At 44.0% G+C, this 22672-nt stretch carries 23 protein-coding genes; 5 read left to right on the plus strand and 18 right to left on the minus strand.

The genetic code is table 11. The features are described 5' to 3' along the window. Nucleotides 1-62: 62 nt before the first annotated feature. Nucleotides 63-1499, minus strand: coding sequence for a BamA/TamA family outer membrane protein (locus KIH41_RS15020; RefSeq protein ID WP_246539158.1), 1437 nt, complete (start codon nucleotides 1497-1499; stop codon nucleotides 63-65). 166 nt (nucleotides 1500-1665) lie between these two features. On the opposite strand from KIH41_RS15020, the gene yidD reads away from it, so the two are divergent. Beyond that, complete coding sequence (yidD, locus tag KIH41_RS15025; RefSeq protein ID WP_213945675.1) at nucleotides 1666-1887, plus strand: membrane protein insertion efficiency factor YidD; 222 nt, start codon at nucleotides 1666-1668, stop codon at nucleotides 1885-1887. Nucleotides 1888-1889: 2 nt separating this feature from the next. On the opposite strand, the gene KIH41_RS15030 is transcribed toward yidD, so the two are convergent. The 5 genes from KIH41_RS15030 to KIH41_RS15050 are packed head-to-tail and all read right to left on the minus strand — an operon-like array spanning nucleotide 1890 to nucleotide 7176. After that, nucleotides 1890-2981, minus strand: a complete 1092-nt coding sequence (locus KIH41_RS15030) for a prolipoprotein diacylglyceryl transferase (protein WP_214162906.1) — start codon at nucleotides 2979-2981, stop codon at nucleotides 1890-1892. A gap of 26 nt (nucleotides 2982-3007) precedes the next feature. Continuing rightward, nucleotides 3008-4864, minus strand: a complete 1857-nt coding sequence (gene nadE / locus KIH41_RS15035; protein WP_214162907.1) for an NAD(+) synthase — start codon at nucleotides 4862-4864, stop codon at nucleotides 3008-3010. A gap of 60 nt (nucleotides 4865-4924) precedes the next feature. Next, a complete protein-coding gene (rnc, locus tag KIH41_RS15040) occupies nucleotides 4925-5659 on the minus strand; it encodes a ribonuclease III (protein ID WP_246535394.1) in 735 nt (244 codons plus the stop codon). Between the two features lie 2 nt (nucleotides 5660-5661). Then, nucleotides 5662-6915, minus strand: coding sequence for a beta-ketoacyl-ACP synthase II (fabF, locus tag KIH41_RS15045; protein WP_213945672.1), 1254 nt, complete (start codon nucleotides 6913-6915; stop codon nucleotides 5662-5664). 24 nt (nucleotides 6916-6939) lie between these two features. Next, nucleotides 6940-7176 (minus strand): acyl carrier protein, encoded by a 237-nt coding sequence (locus KIH41_RS15050; protein ID WP_010855324.1) that lies wholly within the window; start codon nucleotides 7174-7176, stop codon nucleotides 6940-6942. Nucleotides 7177-7325: 149 nt separating this feature from the next. Here KIH41_RS15050 and KIH41_RS15055 point away from each other — a divergent pair, with 149 nt between their 5' ends. Both KIH41_RS15055 and pyk read left to right on the plus strand, forming a co-directional pair. Beyond that, on the plus strand, nucleotides 7326-7754 hold the full coding sequence (locus tag KIH41_RS15055; RefSeq protein ID WP_214162908.1) for an IPExxxVDY family protein: 429 nt from the start codon (nucleotides 7326-7328) through the stop codon (nucleotides 7752-7754). 15 nt (nucleotides 7755-7769) lie between these two features. Further along, nucleotides 7770-9200 (plus strand): pyruvate kinase, encoded by a 1431-nt coding sequence (gene pyk / locus KIH41_RS15060; protein ID WP_214162909.1) that lies wholly within the window; start codon nucleotides 7770-7772, stop codon nucleotides 9198-9200. Between the two features lie 55 nt (nucleotides 9201-9255). Here the strand turns inward: pyk and KIH41_RS15065 are convergent, their stop codons facing one another. From KIH41_RS15065 to KIH41_RS15085, 5 genes are read right to left on the minus strand one after another with little or no spacing between them, the layout of a single operon-like run. Then, the gene (locus KIH41_RS15065; protein ID WP_214162910.1) at nucleotides 9256-10824 is read right to left on the minus strand and encodes an NFACT RNA binding domain-containing protein; all 1569 of its coding nucleotides are present in this window, start codon (nucleotides 10822-10824) and stop codon (nucleotides 9256-9258) included. A 2-nt stretch (nucleotides 10825-10826) separates the two neighbouring features. Further along, the gene (locus KIH41_RS15070; protein WP_214162911.1) at nucleotides 10827-11588 is read right to left on the minus strand and encodes an MBL fold metallo-hydrolase; all 762 of its coding nucleotides are present in this window, start codon (nucleotides 11586-11588) and stop codon (nucleotides 10827-10829) included. After that, nucleotides 11585-11863, minus strand: coding sequence for a hypothetical protein (locus tag KIH41_RS15075; protein WP_213945667.1), 279 nt, complete (start codon nucleotides 11861-11863; stop codon nucleotides 11585-11587). The genes KIH41_RS15070 and KIH41_RS15075 overlap by 4 nt, the downstream gene beginning before the upstream one ends. Before the next feature lie 4 nt (nucleotides 11864-11867). Beyond that, complete coding sequence (locus KIH41_RS15080; protein WP_213945666.1) at nucleotides 11868-12248, minus strand: response regulator; 381 nt, start codon at nucleotides 12246-12248, stop codon at nucleotides 11868-11870. 18 nt (nucleotides 12249-12266) lie between these two features. Then, on the minus strand, nucleotides 12267-13034 hold the full coding sequence (locus KIH41_RS15085; protein ID WP_317194963.1) for a response regulator: 768 nt from the start codon (nucleotides 13032-13034) through the stop codon (nucleotides 12267-12269). Between the two features lie 50 nt (nucleotides 13035-13084). On the opposite strand from KIH41_RS15085, the gene miaA reads away from it, so the two are divergent. Further along, nucleotides 13085-13996 (plus strand): tRNA (adenosine(37)-N6)-dimethylallyltransferase MiaA, encoded by a 912-nt coding sequence (gene miaA, locus KIH41_RS15090; protein ID WP_262897969.1) that lies wholly within the window; start codon nucleotides 13085-13087, stop codon nucleotides 13994-13996. On the opposite strand, the gene KIH41_RS15095 is transcribed toward miaA, so the two are convergent. Both KIH41_RS15095 and pfkA read right to left on the minus strand, forming a co-directional pair. Further along, nucleotides 13984-14313: a hypothetical protein gene (locus KIH41_RS15095; RefSeq protein WP_214162913.1), complete on the minus strand. Its 330-nt coding sequence runs from the start codon at nucleotides 14311-14313 to the stop codon at nucleotides 13984-13986. The two genes, miaA and KIH41_RS15095, sit on opposite strands and share 13 nt — an antisense overlap. Before the next feature lie 8 nt (nucleotides 14314-14321). After that, complete coding sequence (gene pfkA / locus KIH41_RS15100; protein ID WP_213945663.1) at nucleotides 14322-15296, minus strand: 6-phosphofructokinase; 975 nt, start codon at nucleotides 15294-15296, stop codon at nucleotides 14322-14324. An 88-nt stretch (nucleotides 15297-15384) separates the two neighbouring features. Here pfkA and KIH41_RS15105 point away from each other — a divergent pair, with 88 nt between their 5' ends. Beyond that, complete coding sequence (locus KIH41_RS15105) at nucleotides 15385-16671, plus strand: glycosyltransferase (protein WP_214162914.1); 1287 nt, start codon at nucleotides 15385-15387, stop codon at nucleotides 16669-16671. Here KIH41_RS15105 and KIH41_RS15110 read toward each other — a convergent pair. From KIH41_RS15110 to KIH41_RS15130, 5 genes are read right to left on the minus strand one after another with little or no spacing between them, the layout of a single operon-like run. Next, nucleotides 16668-18146, minus strand: coding sequence for an oligosaccharide flippase family protein (locus KIH41_RS15110; RefSeq protein ID WP_214162915.1), 1479 nt, complete (start codon nucleotides 18144-18146; stop codon nucleotides 16668-16670). The two genes, KIH41_RS15105 and KIH41_RS15110, sit on opposite strands and share 4 nt — an antisense overlap. 30 nt (nucleotides 18147-18176) lie before the next feature. Then, the gene (locus KIH41_RS15115) at nucleotides 18177-19199 is read right to left on the minus strand and encodes a glycosyltransferase family 4 protein (RefSeq protein ID WP_214162916.1); all 1023 of its coding nucleotides are present in this window, start codon (nucleotides 19197-19199) and stop codon (nucleotides 18177-18179) included. 20 nt (nucleotides 19200-19219) lie between these two features. Further along, nucleotides 19220-19483, minus strand: coding sequence for a hypothetical protein (locus tag KIH41_RS15120; protein WP_214162917.1), 264 nt, complete (start codon nucleotides 19481-19483; stop codon nucleotides 19220-19222). 6 nt (nucleotides 19484-19489) lie between these two features. Then, nucleotides 19490-20200 carry an SAM-dependent methyltransferase gene (locus KIH41_RS15125; RefSeq protein ID WP_213945658.1) on the minus strand — a complete coding sequence of 237 codons (711 nt, stop codon included), beginning with the start codon at nucleotides 20198-20200 and terminating at the stop codon, nucleotides 19490-19492. Then, nucleotides 20184-22622: a YfhO family protein gene (locus KIH41_RS15130; protein ID WP_213945657.1), complete on the minus strand. Its 2439-nt coding sequence runs from the start codon at nucleotides 22620-22622 to the stop codon at nucleotides 20184-20186. The genes KIH41_RS15125 and KIH41_RS15130 overlap by 17 nt, the downstream gene beginning before the upstream one ends. Between the last annotated feature and the right edge of the window lie 50 nt (nucleotides 22623-22672).

Here is a 22672-nt window from a genome sequence, read left to right on the forward strand (position 1 = left end):
TAAAAAATTGAATAGTAATTTACTATAAAATTACCATAACCTATTGAAAATAAACGACTAAGTTAGAAAGGTGCCCTGAAGTTTATAAAAAAGTTTCCAAACCCGAGGTTGTTAACTGAGTATTCAAAGCGGAAAACCTGATCATAGAAGGTCACCAAGTCCAATCCCAAGCCGTAACCGTATAGATACCGATTGGTCAATCGGGCATTTTCAGGCAGGTTATTTCTGTCTTTAACATGGCCATGGTCAAAGTTAGCACTCAAATAAAGCCTCACTGGGAAGGTGGAGAGGGCATCGACAGGGACAAAGCTGGAAAGGTCATAAGCCTTGTTGAATAGCTCATATCGTAAACTGTTTTTATGGGCAACCGTTTGCTGGCCCTCAATTACGTTCAATTCATATCCACGGATAAAGTTTGGCAAGTAGCCTATACCCCTTACCAAGGTATAGGGCTGCTGGGGGCTCAAATAGGTGGAACCTGATACCCCCGTCACAAAATGGATTTTGGGAGTGATCCTCAAATATTTGTTGGCAATAAGAGAAAACTCTGTCTCGTTTACATCATCATTTGAAAAAAGCCCATAGCGGGTCAATCCTACATTCAAAACCTGCCCCTCGGTAGCATAGGCAACATTGTCCCGCTTGTCGTGGCGGTAGCTATAGCTGGCAGAGAAAAACCTTAGCTGGTTATCCCCATGCTGAAAGAAATCCGGATTTTCGGCCAAAACATCTTCATGGATAGAGGTCTGGTTATAGCCTACCGTGATGTTGTGGAAGTTGTAAAAACTGCCCCTATATGTGTACCGAATATTTCCAGCAATATTTTGCCTCAAGACATCCTCATTGTCATTGGTATAGAAAACCTGCCTATTGTCCACTGAGCGAAGGGGAATGGTTTTCATGGTAAAATAGGTGACCTGGGCAGCCAAGCCATGCTGTTGGTTCCGGTCTATATATGGCTTGGAATATATCAGGTCAAAAGCCTGCGTGAAACCAAATTGAGCCAATAGCTTTAGCTTTTCATTTCGCCCGCCCACGTTGTCATGGTTGAGTTTTACCCCATAGTTAACCCTTGAAAAATCCCGGTTTTGGTTGACCCACCATTCGGAGAAGTTCCGATCGGCAAGCGTGAAAATCACACTTGGAATCACATACCACCGCTCTTTTACGGTCACCAAAATTTCCACTTGGTCATCTTCTACGAAAAGGGGGGTGACTTCCGCTGTAGTAAACAGCTGAAGGTTGTAAATCTTCTTTTGGTCTTCGATCAGGAGGGAAATAAACTCTTCCCAATCATAGGTAGTCCTGCTTTGGATATCCATTTCCCTGGAAATGATGCTTTTCCTCGTTTTTTCATTTCCAATGATGAAAATATTGTTTACCGTCACCTGCTCCGGGGCCTTGGGGTCGATGGCAAGGGAATCCAGGTCTTGTGCGATAAGACAATTGGGAGCCACGCTCAGCAGTAAGAGGATGATATATTTCCAGTAAAACTTCAAATGACCTTTTTGTATTTAATAAATCAAAATTAGGAACTAACTTAGGCAGTTGTAACTTAAATACCTAAAGCCAGAATCAAATTAACGTGCCGTGGGTTTAATTATTTAACAGGGGAAACGACTTTAAACCCAAGCTATCATCTCTAGCCAGCTAAACTAAAACTGTGTGAGTACCATCTTCAAAAAAATTGCGATTTTACCCGTATTGTTTTATCAATACTTCATCTCCCCATTGCTGCCACCCATGTGCCGATACACGCCTACGTGCAGCCAGTACACAAAAGAAGCCATTTTAAAACATGGGGTTTTCAAAGGTGGGTGGCTTGGCATCAAGCGGATCGCAAGATGCAACCCGCTTGGCGGTCATGGCCATGATCCGGTCCCTTAAGACTAGGTTTGTTTTTTTCTCATGGCTAGGATGATCAAGGCCAATCCGCCCAATACGGCAGGTATACTCAGTACCTGACCCATGTTTAAGGTTAGTCCTTCCTCAAATTCTACTTGATTTTCCTTAAGGAATTCCCAAATAAACCTCATTCCAAATACTGCGACTAGGAAGATTCCAAGGTAAAGCCCTTCAGGAATTCTATTCTTGTATTTTACCCAACCTATGTATAGGCCGATGAAAATAAGCAGATAGGAGATAGCCTCGTAAATCTGTGTTGGATGTTTGGCTATACCAAAGGTTTGAATCGTAGCCACATAATGGTCGCCTCGGTCATGCAGGGTGTAATTAAGCGGTGTGTCGGGAGCCTCTGCCAAATATTTCTGTGAGCTCCTGAATTTGGTCAATACATATTTGACATCAGTTTCCAGCGCTGTTCTAAGATCTTTTTCTTCGTATCCGCCTTTGGCAATTTCAATGTCAAAATTCAATGGGACAATTCCGTTTCCAGACAATTCCTCCTGTCTGTTATCCGGTCTGTAGGCATTCACGTCCAATACAGGGATCCTTAAAGTTGCAAGGGTTTCTTCTGCATCTCTAGCGAAAACAAACCCAGAATCATTCTCAGTAGCCTTTCCGCCGATTTCGGAATTCATCAGGTTTCCAAATCGAATTAGACATCCAGTTAGCGCTACTACGATCACGATCCGGTCTACCGTCCACAAATAACTTTGCCCAGGGGTTTTTCTTGCGTACAACCAAAGGGCTATAAGAATGGCAATGGCCGCTCCATGGCTTGCCAGCCCGCCTTCCCATACTTTTAAGATGTCTAAGGGATTACTGAGGTATTTGTCGGGTTCATAGAAAAGGACGTGCCCCAGTCTAGCGCCCACAATTGTCGCCACTACCATGTAGATTGTAAGTTTGTCGACAAGGGCGGTATTGTGATTTTCTTTTTTGAAAATATAGATCATGATTTGCTGGGAAATGATAAACCCCAAGGCAAAAAGTAAGCTGTACCACCTCAACCGCTCAAAGCCAGGAAAAACGGCCGGGTTGGGGCTCCAAACTATGTAATCTAAAATACTATTGACCATTGTTTTAATTTTTTGCTAAGATAAGATTATTCCTCCTCTAGGGAAGCCAATTCGGCCAATTCTTCCTCAAACCCTCCGGAAAGGATAGGGAAACGCAGCCAGGTTTTGGGGTCTACATTATAATCATCCAAATGGAAAGCAGGTGCCAAGCGCTCCCGCTTCCATTGATTGCGGGACCACAATCGGAAAAATTTGGTGATGTAATCTTTAAGCTTTTTAGGCTCTATATCCAGTTCTTCTTTCAAGTTCAGGTAAACATCACTTGGTGACCGATGGTCTCTTAGAGCAAGTTTTTCGATCTCCAGCATGACAGCATAGGGCATCAAATCCTCCTCGTCCGTCTGCTTGTTGTCCTGGGGGCGGAGTTCGGCTGTAGGCTGAAGTGAATTGACGTACTGAAGCCCTTTATATCCTAATACTTTTTCTGCCCACTTCAACCAGTTGATGATAAAAGGCTTGTCAATGGCCGCAATTGGAGAAATGCTTCCGCTTGTGTCTCCATCCATAGTGGTGTAGCCCACCGACCCTTCATTTCTGTTTGAGGTGGCTAGAAGCAAGGCATTGTTTAGATTTGCAAGCATCCATATGATAGGAGAGCGGGTTCTGGCCTGAATATTCTGCAGGGTTATGTCATCCCTTTCCCAAGTCAACTCTCGCCCTATAGCTTTTTCTATTTTTGAAGTAAAACCCTTCACCTCCTCGCCGATCTGCCAGTCGTAAAAGGTAGCCCCAATGCTTTCAGCCAGATTTTTGGCACTTTTGAAAGTGTCCCCGCCCGAATTGTCACTTGCCTGATAAGCACAGGTCAGCAAATGGCCAACTAGCTCTTTCTGTGGGTTGTCTGTTTTAAGCTCACCTTTAAAATTGATTTTCTTGAGAAATTCATCCGTGCCCAATTCGGCAAGTCCTCTACGGACCATTTCAGAAACTAAGATGGCAACAGAAGAGCTATCCGCACCACCACTGAGTGAAAGCACAAAGCCATTGCTGCGGCTTTTGCGCATATAATCGAATAAGGCTAAGCTCACCGCTTGAGCAAACTCTTCCTCTTTGATTTGTTTTTGAATCTTCTTGATGGAGGCAGTTATCTCCTCATGGAATTTGAAACAGAGAAGCTGGTGATCCTTAAAGCTCAGCAGGTTGTTCTTTTCGACCAGTTTGCCGTTTTTGGCCACCATGATCTCGCCATCAAATATCATCCGGCCACTTTCATTGCCCAACAGGTTGGTGTAACAGTAGACTGCATCGAGTTCTTTGGAACTGCTTTTGGCCAGTTCCTCCCGCAGGGCGGTTTTCCCCAGGGCAAAGTGGCTGGCACTTGGGTTGAAAATCAGGTCAACTTTCCGGTCTTTTAGCCTGTAGCCAGGCCTCATTCCACCTCTCCAGGCATCTTCACAGATTTCAAAACCATATTTGATCCCTTTTTTCTCAAAAATAATGTCCCCCAAGGGTACATCCTCATCAAAAAACTCAATGGTTTTGATTTCCCCATGTTGCCAAGGGGTAAACCATCGGAATTCATAGTGAACCCCGTCGATGGCCATGAACTGTTTGGCGACCAGGCCTTTCAGATAGCCGTTTTCAATTACGGCCATACAGTTGTAAACCTTGTCATTGATGCGCACCGGGGTGCCGACACAAACGGTTATGTTCTGACAGTAGGGGATGAGTTTGTGGACATAGGCCAGAGCCCTTTCAGGATACCAATAGCTTAAAAATAAATCCTCACTTCCATAGCCGGTAATGGAGAGTTCTGGGAAACATAGAATATCTACTTGTTGGTGCTGGGCATCTTCAATGGCGGCAATTAGCCGGTTAAAATTACCCTTCCAATCCAGGGGAGTCTGATTTACAGTGGCTCCCGCGATTTTTAAGTGAGGCATAATGATTTTAAAGAATCTTAATGGCTTAAAACGAATTTTGCGGGTAGAAGTTCTATAGAGCTAGAGTTTGAGCTTTTCGCATGCCGTTTTTGCAGCTTCCTGCTCCGCTTTCTTTTTTGTTGGGCCTTTCCCCTCGGATACCTGTTCCTGATTGAGGGTTAGGTTTACGGTAAATTCCTTAAAGCGCTGGTTCCCTTGCACCCCTGCCAGATTGAACTCCAGCACATGGTTGTTTTTCTGGGCCCATTCAATAATCTTACTCTTGAAATTGATAGTGGTGCTGATGATATGCTCAATATCAAAGTGAGTTAAAATCCGGGTGTAGACAAACTCTTTGGTAAAAGCATAACCGCGGTCTAGGTAAACCGCACCCACCAAAGCCTCTAAAGCATCCCCAAAAAGGGATTTATGCATATACATGCCCTTTTCGGAAAGTTCGGATTCCACGATTTTTCCTAATCCCAACTTTAAGCCGATCTGGTTGAGCGATTCCCGATTTACAATTCTTGACCTGGTTTCGGTGAGGAAACCTTCATCACGGTAGGGGAATTTCAAAAATAAATGTTCGGCGATAATGGTGCCAAGTACGGCATCACCCAAAAACTCCAGCCTTTCATTGGAGGCTTTCACGCCGTTGCCTACATCTTCGGCAGCAGATGCGTGTTTTAAAGCGAGCTTGTACAGAGATAAGTTCAAAGGCTTGCGACCCACTATCATTTTGATAGCGGCCGCAAGCCTTCTTTCTTTTCTATTGTAAATAAGCTCCTGTACTCTGAGTAGCCTAAATATTTTCAATTTTATTCGGCGATTTTCTTGAAGATAATGGAACAGTTGTGTCCACCAAATCCGAATGTATTACTCAATGCAGCGTTTACTTTTCTTTCCTGAGCCTTGTTGAAGGTCAGGTTCAATTTGGTGTCCAGGTTCTCGTCATCTGTAAAATGGTTGATGGTAGGAGGAACCAGGTCCTTTTGAACAGCAAAGATGGCTGCAATCGCCTCAATAGCTCCAGCGGCACCCAAAAGGTGGCCTGTCATGGATTTTGTACTGCTGATGTTCAAGTTGTAAGCATGTGGTCCAAAAACCTTTTGGATAGCTTTCACTTCACTTACATCCCCAAGTGGTGTGGACGTACCGTGCACGTTGATATAGTCTATATCTTCGGGCGTCAATCCGGCATCTTCAAGGGCAAGTTTCATCACATTTCCGGCACCTTCACCCTCAGGGTGTGGGGCGGTGATGTGGTGAGCATCGGCTGTCATAGCTCCGCCAACTAACTCGGCGTAGATTTTGGCACCTCTTGCTTTGGCGTGCTCATATTCCTCAAGAATAAGGGCACCGGCTCCTTCACCAAGTACAAATCCTTCTCTATCCTTGTCAAATGGCCTTGAAGCTGTTTCCGGAGAATCATTTCTCTGAGAAAGCGCCTTCATGGCATTGAACCCGCCTATACCGGCTTCAGTTACCGCAGCTTCCGAACCACCTGAGATGAAGATGTCAGCTTTACCCAAACGGATATAGTTGAACGCGTCAATCAGGGCGTTTGTGGCAGATGCACAAGCAGAAACGGTGACAAAGTTAGGTCCTTTAAAGCCATACTTGATGGAAAGGAAACCCGCACTGATGTCAGCGATCATTTTTGGGATAAAGAATGGGTTGAATCTTGGGGTACCGTCTCCATGGGCAAAGGAGGTAACCTCATCCTGGAATGTTTTCAGACCTCCAATTCCCGATCCCCAGATTACTCCGGCGCGGTGGAGGTCGATGTTTTCCAGGTCCAGTCCGGAATCCTTCATAGCCTCTTCCACTACAATCATAGCGTACTGGGTGAAGGGGTCCATCTTTCTGGCCTCTTTTTTATCGATGTATTGCTCTACGTCAAAGTTTTTGATTTCGCAGGCAAATTGCGTCTTGAATTTTGATGCATCGAATCTAGTAATAGGCGCAGCACCGCTTACACCATTTGCCAAACCATCCCAGTACTCCTGGAGGTTGTTGCCAATTGGTGTAAGGGCACCTAAACCTGTTACTACAACTCTTCTTAAATTCATAAATGAATTTTCAGTGATGGAATTTTATTTCACGTTTGCTTCCAGGTAGCTCACTGCCTGACCTACTGTGCCAATTTGCTCAGCTTGGTCGTCTGGAATAGAGATGTTGAATTCTTTTTCGAATTCCATAATAAGCTCAACAGTATCAAGAGAGTCAGCTCCTAGGTCATTAGTGAAGCTTGCCTCAGGCGTAACTTCAGATTCTTCTACGCCTAACTTATCAACGATAATGGCTTTTACTTTTTGTGCAATTTCAGACATTTTGTGATCAGTTTAGTTTAAACACTCCGCAAAGAAATATATTTATCCCCTTATTGCCAAAAAAAACAGGAAACTAAATTTAGATATTCACCTTACGGCTGAAAGTTGAACTATAATTTTTACCTTTGGTTTTTTAAATTCTTCCTCGAATGAAGAAAACCAAGCTCCAAGTTGTACACGAATATGAATTTGATCTAATCGGCCTCGTAGCTCCCCTCAAGGACTATAAGATGGCCTGGGTGATCAATAATTCGCTCGATTTGGATCTTGCCAGAACGAAGGATTACCAGTTGGAATTTATCAACCAACCGGCTTTGGTTATTTCGCAGTATATTCTTGAAAAAGATCACGGATTCATCCAGCTGCTGCGAAACCGCTCCTACTCCAAGTCCGACAAGGCCCTGTACCTGGTGCCGGAGCTCAAAACCATCGATTACTTCCTCCTGTTGCAGGATTATACCTACGAATTGAATATAAATGCGTATATTGAGGAGCTTTCCAAACATCCCTATGTCCAAAACGTGGTCAAACTGGATGTGACAAAATTAAAATCAAAAGAAAACCTATTAACCTATTAAAACTGAAATTACTTTATGAAAGTACCTGTTTTTAATAAAACAAAAATCTTAGCAACAGTAGGCCCAGCCTGTAACAATGAAGAAGCTCTCACAAAATTAGTTCACGCCGGAGCAAGTGTTTTCAGACTTAATTTTTCCCACGGCAACCATCAAGGACATTCAGAGGTCATCAAGCTGATCCGCCAGATCAATAAAAAACTCAATCTAAACATTGGTATTCTCCAAGATCTCCAAGGCCCAAAAATCAGGGTAGGAGAGGTGGAAAACAATGGTGTTGAAATAGTGCCAGGTGATCCGATTACCATCACCACCGAACCGGTGGTGGGTACTTCCAGCCTGGTGAGCACAGTTTACCAAAATCTTCCCAACGATGTGCAAGAGGGTGACCGAATCCTCATTGACGATGGAAACTTGGAGTTGGTAGTGCTAAGCACAGACGGTAAAAGTGTAAAATGTACCGTGGTACACGGTGGGTTGTTGAAATCCAAAAAAGGGATCAACCTGCCAAGTACAAAAGTAAGTGCTCCATCCTTGACGGAAAAGGATTTGGTAGATCTGGAATTCGGGTTGGCAAATGAGGTAGACTGGATTGCCCTTTCTTTTGTAAGGTCTTCAGAGGATATTGTTGACTTGAGGCAAAGAATCGAAAAAGCCGGGAAAGCCTGTAAAATCGTTGCCAAAATTGAGAAGCCGGAAGCCCTTGAGGACATAGATGCCATCATTGAGGCTTCTGATGCTATCATGGTGGCCAGAGGTGATCTTGGGGTGGAAGTTCCGATGCAGATGGTGCCTCTATGGCAAAAGAAAATGGTGGAGAAATGTAAGCTTGCCTGCAAGCCGGTGATTATTGCTACCCAGATGATGGAAAGCATGATCGTCAATCCACGCCCAACCCGCGCCGAGTCCAATGACGTGGCCAATGCGGTATTGGACGGTGCCGATGCGGTGATGCTTTCTGCGGAAACAGCTTCAGGAAACTATCCCGTGGAGGCAGTGAAGGCAATGAGCAGCATTATTGACTATATCGAGCAAAACGCTGAAATCTACCATAACCTTTATAAAATTCCTGAAGACGATGAAACTTTCCTAAGCAACAACTTGCTTCTGATGGCCTCCAGACTTTCCAGAAATGTGAAAGCCAAAGCATTGGTAGGTATTACAGTCTCCGGCTTTACCGCTTTCAGGCTGGCCTCTCACCGTCCATTGGCTAATATCTTCATATTTACCAGCAACAAGAGTTTGATCACTCAACTAAGCCTGGTGTGGGGTGTTCGAGCTTATTATTATGAGAAGCAGACTTCTACAGACGGCACCTTCCAGGATATTCAAAACCAGCTAAAAAATGACGGTTTTGTCAAAAATGGGGAAATAATCATCAATACCGGTAGTATGCCACTTAAAGCCAAGGGGCGTACCAACATGTTAAAATTGCATATTGTAAATTGATAACGGTCATAGACCTCAACCATTTAAAAGGCTGGACAGCATGTCCGGCCTTTTTTTACTGGATTTCCTGCGGTCCTCTGGGAGGTACCATTATGACTTTTTCTTTATCCACCATCACAGCCCCAGGAGCAGAGCCTTTTACCTTTCTGACGTATTTGCAGGGGGTATAGATGACAGGGGTGAGACTGTCATTCTTACTTTTGGAATAATAGGCAGCCAATTGAGCAGATTTCTCCAGTACATCTTTGGGAATGTTGACCTTGCCTTTCCCTTTGATGATCACATGTGAACCCGCCACACCCTTGGCGTGCAGCCACAAGTCGTCTTTCCAGCTGTGATATCGCAGCATCTCATCGTTCCCCTTGGCAGACTTGCCGACCATTACAATATAACCGTCAAACTCAAACCTCTTATAAGGGATGGTTTCCTGTGAGGCGGAAGTTTTGGAAGTTAAATGGTGTTCCTTTTCGAATGCTTTAAGTTGCTTAAAAGAAGTAAAGCTTGCTACCTCCTCAGACTGCTCGAGCAGTTCTAAAAGATAATCTTTCTTTCTTCTGATATTTTCCTCCAGCTGCGCAATTTCAATTTTACGGTTTTTGCCTTTTCTATAAAGATTCTCGGCAAACTTCTGTGGGGTAACGCCTCTTTTTAGTTTAACCTTGATATTTTTATCCTGGTAGAAATCATACAGAATCACCTCTTCTTCATTAGAAGGGATCTGGTGGAGGTTAGCCATGATGATGTCGGCCAGCTGCTGGGGACTGGTTTCTTCTGTGAGGCTTTTCAATTTCTGATTAGACTTTTCCAGGTAGGATTCTGTCTTTTTGATTTTATCCTGGTAGCTCCTCAATAGCTTGTCTTTTTCCTTTTCAAACAAAGCATACACAACCGCATATCTGAAGAACTCATTACTTACCTCAATAGCCGAGCTGCTTTGGAAAGTAGGGGAGGAAACCGGGAGAAGGGTAAGTTTATAGTCACTGTTTTCCGGAACGATGGAAAAAACAGGACTGTCCAGCATGTCCATTAGCTCCTGCATCAGGCGCCATTTCTCCTCGATTGGTGCCTCAATGTAGCCTTTCTCTTTCAACCATTGCCTTGGGAGCTTTCCCAAAGTGGGGGCAAACTGTGCGGCATTACCTTCCAGAGATGTAAATCTCTTCCATGTAAAGTCCATGGGTCGGGATAAGTCTTCCGCCACTAAGTTCCAGTCTTCCTGCAGGTTTTTTTTGAAAATATCTTCAGGTTGCTGATTTATCTCATGGAAAAGTATCACGTTGCTTCGCGAGCCGTGCATTTTAAATACTAGGAGTTTAAAGGGATCAAATTTAATGTAAAAGGCCCTTTCATTTTCATAGGTCCTGATCTCCGCGACCTGAAGGCCTATCAGGGTTGGGAAAAGATCAATGTTGTTTTTTTTACTTCTGGCAAAGCTGTCGGGAAAGCTTAATACTGTGTTGGAGGGGTTTAGCAAGGCCCTTATGTAGCGGTATTGGCTATCTTTTTCAAACTCAAAAACTAACTCGTCTTTATTTTGTGAAAAGCAGTTGGTAAGGGTGTGACCTTTCAGCGCATTGTCCAGTTCAGAACAAAGGAATTTAAAAAAATGATAATTTAAATGCATGATTAGATTTCTATCTTGAGCCCATCATAGGCCAAACGGATATGGGGCGGCAATAGTTTTTCCACCTTGGAATGGCAGCCCAGTTGATGGCTGATATGCGTAAAATATGCTTTCTCGGGCTGTATTCTTTCCACCATTTCAATCGCTTCTTCGAATGTGAAATGGGAAATGTGGTCTTTTAACCTCAGCGCATTGAGCACAAGCACCTTGGACCCTTTTATTTTTTCAATCTCTGCCTCTGAGATAAAGTTGGCGTCTGTGATATAGGTAAAATCCTGTACTCTGAACCCAAAAACGGGAAGCTTATAGTGCAGCACATCTATAGGGGTGACAGGGACTCCTTCCGCAATAAATGGTTGATTAGTGATTTCCACAGGCTGCACCTTAGGCACACCCGGGTAGCTGTGATTTTCGAAAATGTAGGAAAACTCCCTTTTGATTTGCTCCAGCACCTGTTGCCTACCAAAGATGGGCATGTCCCGTTTGTGCATGAAATTGAAGGGACGAATGTCGTCAAGACCTGCAGTATGGTCTTTGTGCTCATGGGTGAAAATAACGGCGTCCACATCGCGGATGTTTTCCCTCAGCATCTGCTGCCTAAAGTCCGGGCCGGTATCGATGACGATACTCTTTCCATCTACCTCCAGGTGAACGGAAGTTCGAAGTCTTTTATCCCTAAAATCTAAGGAGGTACACACCTCACAACTGCACCCGATTACGGGTACCCCTTGTGAGGTGCCAGTTCCTAAGAATGTGATCTTCAAAGTTTGAGCTCGGTTTGTTGGAGTTCGCTGAGGAAATCCTGGTTTTTCTTGTTGGAAAAATCCTTCGGGTTAAACTTCAGTTCCCTGAGTATGTCCAAAAGGGTGTTGATTTTTCCTTCAGTTGTGTAGTATTTGTTGACGATGACCACGTTGGTGTCATTGAGTATACAATAGCCAGATTTGAAGTTTCCTTTTTCATACCTGAGAATGAAATCAGATTCCGCAAATAGGTTTTCCAGCTTGTCAAGGTAGGATTTGGTATACTTTACCGCCATTTACTTATTTGGAGATGTGCTTTTTGACAGTGGCCAAAAGGTGGTCGTAATCCAAAGGCTTTTGAACGTAATCATTTAAGCCGGCTTGTTTAAAATCGTCCAGAGTGTAATTTTTGTAATTTCCGGTGATGGCAACAATAGGAACATTGGCTTTTGACTTGTCAGGCAAAGCCCTAATGGCTTTCGTACACTCGATTCCGTCCATTTGAGGCATGTTGATGTCCATCAAAATCAGGTCAAAATCTTCTTTTTCCAATTTGGCCAATACTTGCTTGCCGTTTTTAACAGAGGTGATGTGGAAGTTTTCAAACATCAACACGTTTCTCGTCAAATTAATGATCACTGAGCTGTCCTCTGCTACCAATACTTTTTTAATATCGCTCATTCTTTATATTCCTATTTTTTATAAGATGGATTGCTGCTCGCTAAAATAATCCCGAAAGTTATCCAACAATTGTTTAAGCTTCAAATGTTCTTGTGAAATATTGTCAAAATTAGAAGTTTTGATGTTCTTTTCAAAAGATGCACTGAAGTGGTATATCTTGTTGGCACCTAAAGTGCCCGAATTACCCTTAATAATATGCAATTTTTCCCCTATTTCCTTGTAATTCTTACTTTCAATTAAATTTTTAATGTCAGCGGTAAGATCTTCGGCCTCCTCAATAAAGTCTAAGTATACTGTTTTGATATTGTCGGGGCTGTTATACTTCAATAACTGTTTAACTATTTTCTCATTAAGTTCCTCAGAATCTGCAGCCGGAACAGCTTCCACTGCTGTAGATTCCGCAACTACGGATGCACCACCCGGGTTGAGGTGTTGGAAAATAGTTTCCAGAAGGTTTTTAGGCTTGATCGGCTTGGCAATAAATTCATCAAAACCAGTGGCAATAAAATAATCCCTGTCGCTCTGGTCGGAATATGCCGAAACGGCAATAATGGGAGCCTCCGTTAAATGCTCCGTCTTGATCACCTTAAGGGTGGAAATGCCGTCAAGTTTGGGCATTTGAATGTCCATAAGGATGATGTCAAAATCTTTCTCCCTTAATTTATCCAATGCCACAAGGCCGTTTTCGGCTGTCTCGAAAAGATAATTATGTCGGATGATGTTCTCGAAAACCTTTCGATTTAATGCATTATCATCAACTATCAGCACCTTTTTATCTTTCATCATCAAGTTTTTGTAATTTTGCGGTAGAGTCTCAAAAAAATAGTTTACATCCATTGATAGATACCGCCAAGTTTTTAATTGTCGTCGCTGGTCCGACTGCCGTTGGTAAAACGGATATGTGCATAAAAATAGCCAAAAAATTTAATACTTCTATCATTTCTTCCGATAGTAGACAATTTTTTAGGGAAATGGAAATAGGGACAGCCAAGCCCACCTTGGAAGAGCGCCAACAGGTTGCCCACCATTTCATTGACTCCCTTTCTATACATGACCAATATGACGTTAGAAGGTTTGAAAATGACACCTTGAATCTTTTAAATTCCCTATTTGAAACTCACGACTGTGTCATCATGACCGGCGGTTCGGGTCTCTATATAGATGCGGTTTGTAAGGGTTTTGATGAAATGCCTGAAATACCATCCCAAATACGGGAAAGCTTAAATGAGCTTTTTCAAAATGAGGGAATAGAGGTTTTACAAAAGAGGCTCAAGCAGGTAGATCCCGAATACTTCGAAATGGTGGATCGGCACAATCCACAACGGTTGATCAGGGCATTGGAGGTTTTTGAAGGCACGGGCAAGCCATTTAGTAGTTTCAGACAAAAAAACACAGTGGAAAGGCCTTTCAATTTGATCAAAATCGGACTGGAAAGGGACAGGGAATTGCTGTATGAGCGCATCAACCTGAGGATGGATCAGATGATTGAGCAGGGATTGTTTGAGGAAGCCGGAAAGCTATTTCCTTATCGCCATCTCAATGCTCTACAGACGGTCGGGTATTCGGAAATTTTTGGGTACTTGGATGGAAAGTATGACAAGGAGGAGGCCGTGCGACTTCTTAAAAGAAATTCCCGTCGTTATGCCAAAAGGCAGCTCACCTGGTTTAAAAAAGATCCGGATATGGTGTGGTTCTCTCCGGATGAGGCAGAATCAATTATTAAGCATATTGGCCGTCAAATGGATTGACGGCCGCTGATTTTTGCTACAAAATTATACGGCTTTTTAGCCAATAGCCTATTATACTGATAAAGGTAAAGTTTTGACTGGGAGAGAGGGCCTTTTGCGGCTTCCTTTTCAGCCGGATTTTTCTTGAGGTAGATGTTTTCCAGATGGACCAAGTTGGCCCGTGTTGGCTTTAGGTGTTCCTGCACCGCAAGCCTTTCTTTCAATAGGTAAAATTTTTCCTCAAAAGCCTTTTGTTTGTTTTTAAGGCTGTTTTCTACTACTGTGTAAAACAGAAATACAAATCCTGCCAATGTCAGGAAGATAGGGATAAAGCCCATAGGGTGATTTAGATACTTAGGATTTCTATTAGTTTAAGGTAATCTTTCTTCAAAGGTTTGTCCTTGGTAATGCAGTCGTTAAAGTCTGTGTAGACGACTTCTTCGTGGACGATACCAGCCATGCAGTTGGTCTTGCCTTGCATCAATCCTTCTACGGCGGCCATGCCACACCAGCTACCCAGGATTCTGTCCTTTGCAGTAGGATTGCCCCCTCGCTGAATGTGTCCCAATGTAGTTACTTTAAAATCGAGTTCATCATTATTGATCTCTTTTTTTACCTTCTCCATAATCTCAGCCGCCCCACCTTCTTCATCACCTTCGGCAACCACTACGATACTGGATGTTTTGGTCTTTCTTAGGCCTTTGAGTGACTTGACCACATCCTTGATGGAGGTTTTGGTTTCCGGTACCATCACCAGCTCCGCGCCTCCACCGATACCGCATTCCACGGCTATATACCCACTGTCGCGACCCATTACCTCAATAAAGAAGATCCTGTCGTGAGCCGCAGCCGTATCCCTCACCTTGTCTATGGCCTCAAGTGCGGTGTTCAGCGCCGTATCAAAACCAATGGTGAAATCAGTGCCATATATGTCGTTGTCAATAGTTCCGGGGCAGCCTATCACCGGTATGCCGAATTCCTTACTCAGAATCTGCGCCCCAGTAAATGTACCGTCCCCTCCAATGGCCACCAAACCTTCAATTCCGTGCTTTTTGAGTTGCTCGTAAGCTTTTTGCCGGCCTTCTTTGGTTCTGAATTCTTCGCTTCTAGCAGATTTTAGGATGGTCCCGCCCCGCTGTACTATGTTGCTCACCGAGTGGGTGTACATTTTCTTGATGTCGCCGTTGATCATGCCGTCGTAACCGTACATGATACCGTAAACATCTAGGTTGTGGTATATTCCTGTCCGTACTACTGCACGGATACAGGCGTTCATTCCTGGGGCATCTCCACCGGAGGTAAATACTGCGATTTTCTTCATGCTTAATAGGTTTTCTAAGCTTAAAAATAAAGATTAATCCTTATTATAAGTAGAAGGGAGGCGAAAAGTTTATTTATTATCTTTGGGAATGCAAGAATTAAAAAAGGTTCTTATCATCACCTATTATTGGCCGCCCAGCGCCGGTTCAGGTGTGCAGCGATGGCTTAAATTTGCCAAATACCTTCCCCAGTACGGTTGGGAACCTGTTGTTTTTACTCCAGAGAATCCCGACTTCGAACTGAGGGATATGAGCCTTTTAAAGGAGATACCCAGGGATTTGGAGGTCCTGAAATTTCCTATCTGGGAGCCTTATGGGATTTTTAGGAAACTTAAAGGAGGAAAAATAAAGGATCCTTCCAAGATTTTGGAAAAGGGTGAAAAGGGACTTTTCGACAAGCTTTCCATCTGGATGCGCGCCAATCTGCTGATACCTGACCCCCGGAGGTTTTGGGTAAAACCTTCAGTGGAATACCTTTCCGATATTCTTGAGAAAAATAAAATCGAAACAGTGATTACCACTGGCCCTCCGCATAGCCTACACCTGATAGGGCGAAATCTGAAGCGGAAACTTGGAGTGAGGTGGGTTGCGGATTTTAGGGATCCATGGAGCAGTTGGGAATTTTTGGATACCCTGCCTATGACACCCTTGGTTAGGAAACAGCATGAAGAGCTGGAGAGGTCGGTTTTGAAGGAGGCCGATCGGGTGCTGACCATATCGCCGACTTTTCAGGAGGAAATCAGCAAGATTTACCCCAGATCGATAGATTTAATCACCAATGGTTTTGACCAAGCAGATTTGCCTGCTCAGTTTGCGGCAGCTCCCGAGGTTTCAAAAGGCCTGAAAATCGTTTATACCGGAATTATTGATGCGATTCGGGACCCCTTGCCGTTTTTAAAAGCGCTTAGACAGGCTTTTGAGGGGACTGCAGTTCCCGTGGAAATGACTTTTGTGGGCAAGGTTAGTGACAAGGTTATCCATTTCATCGAGTCGGATGAATGGTTGGCCAATCATGTGCATTTTGCGGGGTATGTGAGCCATGAGGAAGTATTTGGCTTTTATGAGCAAGCCAATCTCTTGCTTTTGATTCTGACCAAAACCAAAAATGCCAAGGGCAACATTCCCGGGAAAATATTTGAATACATGGCCACAGAAAGGCCGGTTTTGGCCCTAGGTGATCCCGCCGGTGATTCTGCCCAGATCTTGCAGGCAGCCCAAGCAGGGAAAGTGTTTGCCCACAAGCAAGTGGACGAAATCAAAAGCTTCCTACTTCGCTACGCAAAGGGGGAAATCCAAATAAATAGTGGAGGCAACGTCAAAAAATACGACCGAAAAGAGCTTACGAAAAAGCTGGCCGCCATTCTCGATGAACTTTAAGGTTTGATTTTATTCAACGCATTCAGAACCATGTTTTTTCCCTCCGGGGAAGGGTTGAACACATATATTCCTGTCAGGTAAATTATCATGATTAGCGCTGACCGGATGATCAGGTCTAGGAAGATATTGTCTAAAGTCGGTAACAATAGAGTTGGAATATAATAAGCCACTAAGCCCACCAAAATCACTTTCGCCAGATCCCAAGTGAAGGGTGTAAAGTGAAGCTTGACCTTGATGTAGTAATATTTCAACAGGTTATAAAAGAACATGGCAACAAAGGAAGCCATCGCCGCTCCTTCAATTCCATAACTTGGGATCAGCATCAAATTTAGCAATATCACCACCAGGCTCATCAGTAGGGTGGAGGTGATGTTAAATAGATAATATTTGCTAAAGACTATGATCTCACCGTTGACAGAAAAGATTACGTCGGAAAGCTTTCCCAAGCCAATGAGCAAAACTACCCACTTGCCGGCTTCATAAACGTCCCGGTTGGGCACAAAATGGTAAAGGTTATCAATATTGGCCCAAAGTCCAATGAACAGTAGGAGGCAAATAATCAGTTGGTTGACCGCCACTTTCTTATAGAGCTGGTGGATCTGGTCCAGCCTGCCACCCGCAAAACTTTCAGCAATCACCGGCATCACTACCTGGCTAATGGCTCTGCGGGGCATTTCGATCACCACGGCAATGGAAAACCCGATCGTATATATGGCATTTGCATCCAGACTGATCATCGCCGAAACCATCAGGCTGTCGATTTTCATGATCAAAATGGACCCAGCCGTCCCCAGAAAGGTGATCAAGCTGTATTTAATAAATTCACCCTTGAAAGACTGGGATAACACTCCGAAGTTGAACTTCAGCCTAAACAGGTCTCTTTTCAGCATGTAGGCAATCATAAACAACACTGCCATCAAGTAAAGCAGTCCTAATCCCATCATCACCTGGTAAAAATCTATCCAACCCAACAAAAAGGTTACAATCCAGGCACTCACCAGGAGGCGAACCATCACCTCTCTTATAAAAGTGGGAATAGCCACCTTGAGAAATGAGCGCATAAATGCATCCAGAATTGTGTGGATCACCGAAAAAAACGTGATGATCAACACCACGCCTAAATAGTTGTTTACCTGTGGGGAGTTGACCGAATAGGTGCGGATAATCTCATCCTTGAAAACCAAAAACAGCACCGCAACAGCCGTAAATCCGACTATGCACCAGATTAAGCTATAGGTGAAAAAGGTGAATTTGTGTTTTTTTACCTGGGGATAAAAGCGTGTGATGCCATGGCCCAGCCCTAATTGCGCAAATGGGACCAGCAACAAAGCCATATCCTGTATAGTACGAAATGCCCCAAATTCACTCGGCGTCAACGCACAAGGGAGCAGCCAAAGAATATTGACATAGCCAATCAGTACGCCTAAATAGGAGCTGATGGTGGTCAGAATACTTTGTTTGGCAATTTTACCCATGCGAAAATAAAAAGTTAAAGATAAGCAGGATCACTGGAAAACCTGTAGTAAGGCATTTTTTCGGTCTTCATAATCATAATGTGTCTTGATCCTGAGCGGGGCCAAAATTCTTAGGGTAATTAAATCAGCCTGGTTGGCATCCTGGAAAATCCTCACCAGTGCTGCGGAGTCCTTTTTTTCTAGAATAAAGCCGGTATCACCGATAATTTCCGGAATGGCTCCCACGGCTGAGCCAATAGGAATACACCCACAAAGCATAGCCTCCGCCAAAGCGTTTGGAAAGCCTTCAGACATGGAAAGTTGCAAATAAAAGCGGTGATGGTTAAAAAGGTTGCGTATCTCTTTTTGAGAAAGTTTTCCCAGTACCTTTATATTGGTGAGGTGGGTAGAATAATTTTCATCACCTACCAAGGTAAATTGGGCATCTGGAAAACGGGCTGCCATTTCCTCGATCAGATCAATCCCTTTGATCATCGCACGGTTGCTTTTGGAGATGCCGGTGGCTACCGTAATGTAAGTTTGGGCTTTCCGCTCTAAGCCCAGATCTTTCCAAAATTCCCCCGAAAAACCATTATGAATAACCTGAATGGGGGTTTTGAGCCCTGGAACCAAGTTTTTCAATCCTTGAGCCTCAGGTATCAGCGCAGAATAGCGGTAATCCTGCTTGACCAGCGCCTGGGCTACAGGCAAAATCTTCGTGCAGTTTCTGAAACTGTATTCGGTAAACTGTCTCAAAATATTCTTTCGGTAATTTCCATAGTTGATCGCAGGCATGTTCATGGCATCCGTGCCTCCACATTGTATAAAAACCTTTTTTTTGAAAAGCTTTCCGAAAATGACGGGAAGGTAGCTGTGGTAGCCGGCAAAAAAGCACAGATAATGAGTGGTCTTGGGTAAATAAAACAACAGCTGAAAAGCCTGTAGAATAAAGTAAAAGGGGAGTTTTACAGGACTGCCAGTGAATTTTAATGGCTTGATGGAAAAGTGGGGCTCAATCATTTCCACATCCCTTTCGGTAAATGCGGTCCTGACCGGATAGGTGTAAATGATCATTCTTTATGCTTAGCAGAAATTCAAAATAGCAAAACCATTACCGCCAGCAAAGATAGAATTAGCATCACGATGAAAGACCAGATAAACATGGACGTCTGCGCAATTTCCTGCCTGCGGTCATTTTGCCAATCTTTCAATTCCTCATATACCTCCATGGTCCCCGAAAAAACACGGGGGTCTTTTTGGTAGGCTTGATCCTTATAGGGCGTTCTGATCTGGCGCAGTTTGCGGTTGTCGTCAAACTGATCTTTACCCTGCTTGGCAAATCCGGCTCCTCCTGTCATAAAAAATTAATTAAGTCCGTTTCTGATTTTAATGCTTAACCGCTCTCTGAAAACCGACCACTTGTTTCGCAAAGTGGCTTTCTCCAGAGGTTTATGAGACCGTAGTACAAAATACTGATAGTCATTTTCTTCGTAGAAAATACTATAGGTTTCCATCTTTTCCAAATAAAAACCGTTGGCACTGATATTTTTAATCAATTCCCCTGTGTCCAAGGGCTGATCGATTACCTGAAGTTTTTCAGGTTCGTTATGCATCATCCATTCCAAAAAGCGTGGAGCGGGGATATTGATAAAAATCACCGAATCCTTATGGCTGTGCCGCTTGACCGTTTCAAATAATTTGAAATGCTGATCTACCGGGATGTGTTCCAAAACATCCGGAAAGACGAAAAAGTCATAAAGCTCATCTTTGGCAAAGTCCTTCATGTCAGAAACTTCAAAGGTGAGGTTCTCACAGACTTCCCACAGTTTTTTGGCCTTTTCGATGCTTTCAGGACTGATGTCCACTGCTAGCACCTTTCCTTTATTGACCTTTCTGGCAATCAATTGGCTGACTGTACCGATGCCGCAACCCACCTCAAGTACCTTGTGGTCATTCTTTAGCCCGGCAGACACCAACTTGTCCAAAATATGCAGGTGCCGGGAATTGACCCCCCGCTTTTCCTGTTCGGTGACAAACTGATCGTAATAGCTAACTATTTTATCCTTCTCTACCATGAGAAACCATTGGTTTTATTGTCAAAAATAATCCAAACCCTAGCAGTACTAAGATCAATATCTGGAAAATGATCATCAGGGGCTTGGCAGAATAATAGGAGCTAGGCTCAAATGAAAACCTCACTTCATACGTCCCTTCCGGCAAATCCAATGCTCTTAGCAAGTAATTGGCCCTTAAAATATCCACTTCCTGCCCATCTACAAACGCCCTCCAGCCTTCAGGATAATAGATCTCCGAAAATAAAGCCAGCCCAGACTGGTTTGCGCTTACATTGTAAACCAACTCCCTAGGTGAATAATTAACAAGCTCTATAGAACCAGAACCCGCATTAAGAGTGCCAAACTCTTGTGAGTTTAGCGTTGCAGTATTGCCAAGTTCGGAATTTTGCAGCACGCCTATCTCATCGACGTTAGAGGTCACCGGATATACGGCTTCAGGAAACCAAGCGGCACCTTTGGCGTTGTCGTTTCTAAATACTTGATTTTCTGATGCTCCAAAGTAAAAATATTTGGCATTCAGCATGTTTAAGGCGTTAAGGGTTTCAAAATTGAAATTCCCTTCTTGGGCCTGCTGAATAAAGCCTTGCATTTCATAGGACAACACCTCATCAATAAGGTCTTGATACCTGCGCATTTTGGCACCGTGATAACCGCCTATACTGTTGAACCTATAGCTAGTTCTGGCTTCGTTGAAAGGGTTTTCCAGGTTGAGGACCCTGTAATAGCCTTCATCAGCCATGATTCTATTGTCGGCAGGGGTAGCCTGAAAGTACTCCGCACTGGGATCGTTTACAAAACTGTCGTTTTCCAAGTATCTTTTATTGATAAACCAGATGTCTGCCAAAATCAAAAGGGCTATTCCAGCTGTAGCATACACGGCCTGGATCTTATATTTTAAAAACGCAAAAACCAACCCGGCTGCAAGTGCGATAAAGATAAAGCTACGCCAAGCATCCTTGCTCAACAGGGCTCGCCGGTCTTCGCGGATGGCCGAAATTAGCCAGTCAGGAAGGTATTGATCAGATGGGGAGCGGAAATCAAAGACGCCTGGAATCAAGGCCAAAATTAAAGCAATTCCACCCGTAACCCCAAACGCGAAAAGCAGCTTTGGCATTACCTGCGGGTGCGTGCGGTTGTTCATGTAGGACTCCAATCCCATGGCGCCCATTACCGGGATGGCAAATAGGGCCATTGATAGCGCCATGGTGACAGCCCTAAATTTGTTATAGCCCGGGAAATAATCAAACATCGCATAATTGAACCAAGCCATGTTTTTACCCCAAGCCAGCATAAAGGATAATATGGTGATGACAAGAAAGATGTATTTGAACCTTCTTGGCCCCCAAACCATGCCCATTACAAACATGAAAATTAAAATAGCTCCACCGTAGATGGGCCCGCCTGTACCCGGCTGTTCTCCCCAGTAGGTTGGCGCATTCCTTATAAAATCACGGATCTGACCCGTCTGTGCACCCTGTCTTCTCAAGGCTTCCTCCGAAGCCGAGCCCTCGCCAAGGTCTTCCCTGCTGCCTCCTCCGTAGAAATTTGGCACCAAAAAGGTCATGGTTTCAAGTATTCCCTGAGACCAGTTGAAGGCGTAATCCTTGCCCAGACCTGAGTCGGGGGAATCAGTAGTTTCCAAGGTTGCTTTTCCCCGGATGGAGTAGTCCCCGTATTCGTAGGTAGTGGCTAGCCTGCCGGCATTGGCCATGACGGCAAACACTGCCCCGACCACCAAGAAAGCCATGATTTTGCCAAGTGCGGGCAATTGATTGGTTTTGACAAAAGAAATGATCTGACCCAGCCCGTAAATCAATACGATTAAAAGTGTGTAATACGTGATTTGAAGGTGGTTGAACTTTAACTGAAGCATAAGTGCCAGTGCAAAAATGCCCGTACCAAGTATCAAGCGCCTGCTAAAAGCCATATGGATACCGGCCAAAATTAATGGTATAAGACAGATTGCCCATATCTTGGCATTGTGGCCCGCTTCAAGGCTTATAATATGAAAGGTGTTGAATGCGAAAGCCCAAGCACCACCCATGCTGATCGTGGGCCTGATGCTAAAGCTTAGTAGGAGAATATACATCCCGATCATGCCCATAAAAAGGGAATTGATGGGGTGGGGTAGGCCCAAAGTTAAAATTTTGGTGATAGCGTTGGTAATGTCGCCCGGAAATTCGGTGCTGATCAGATAGGCCGGCATGCCCCCAAACATGCGGTTGGTCCACAAGGCGTCCTCCCCGGTAGCCTCTCTATATTCCAGCACCTCTTTGGCAGAACCTTCCCACTGCAGGATGTCATTTTGAAACATCATTTTGCCATCAAAAACAATGGGGGAAAAATATACTACGACGATAAGGTAAAAAGAAATGATGCCCAGCAGGTGGGGCAACACTTTATGTTTGAAATCAATCTGCATGCAAGCTTGGTTTTAAGGCTTTTGGCTTAATAAGCATGCAAATTAATCAT

Source organism: Litoribacter ruber, from assembly GCF_018500185.1.
Taxonomy (GTDB): domain Bacteria; phylum Bacteroidota; class Bacteroidia; order Cytophagales; family Cyclobacteriaceae; genus Litoribacter; species Litoribacter ruber.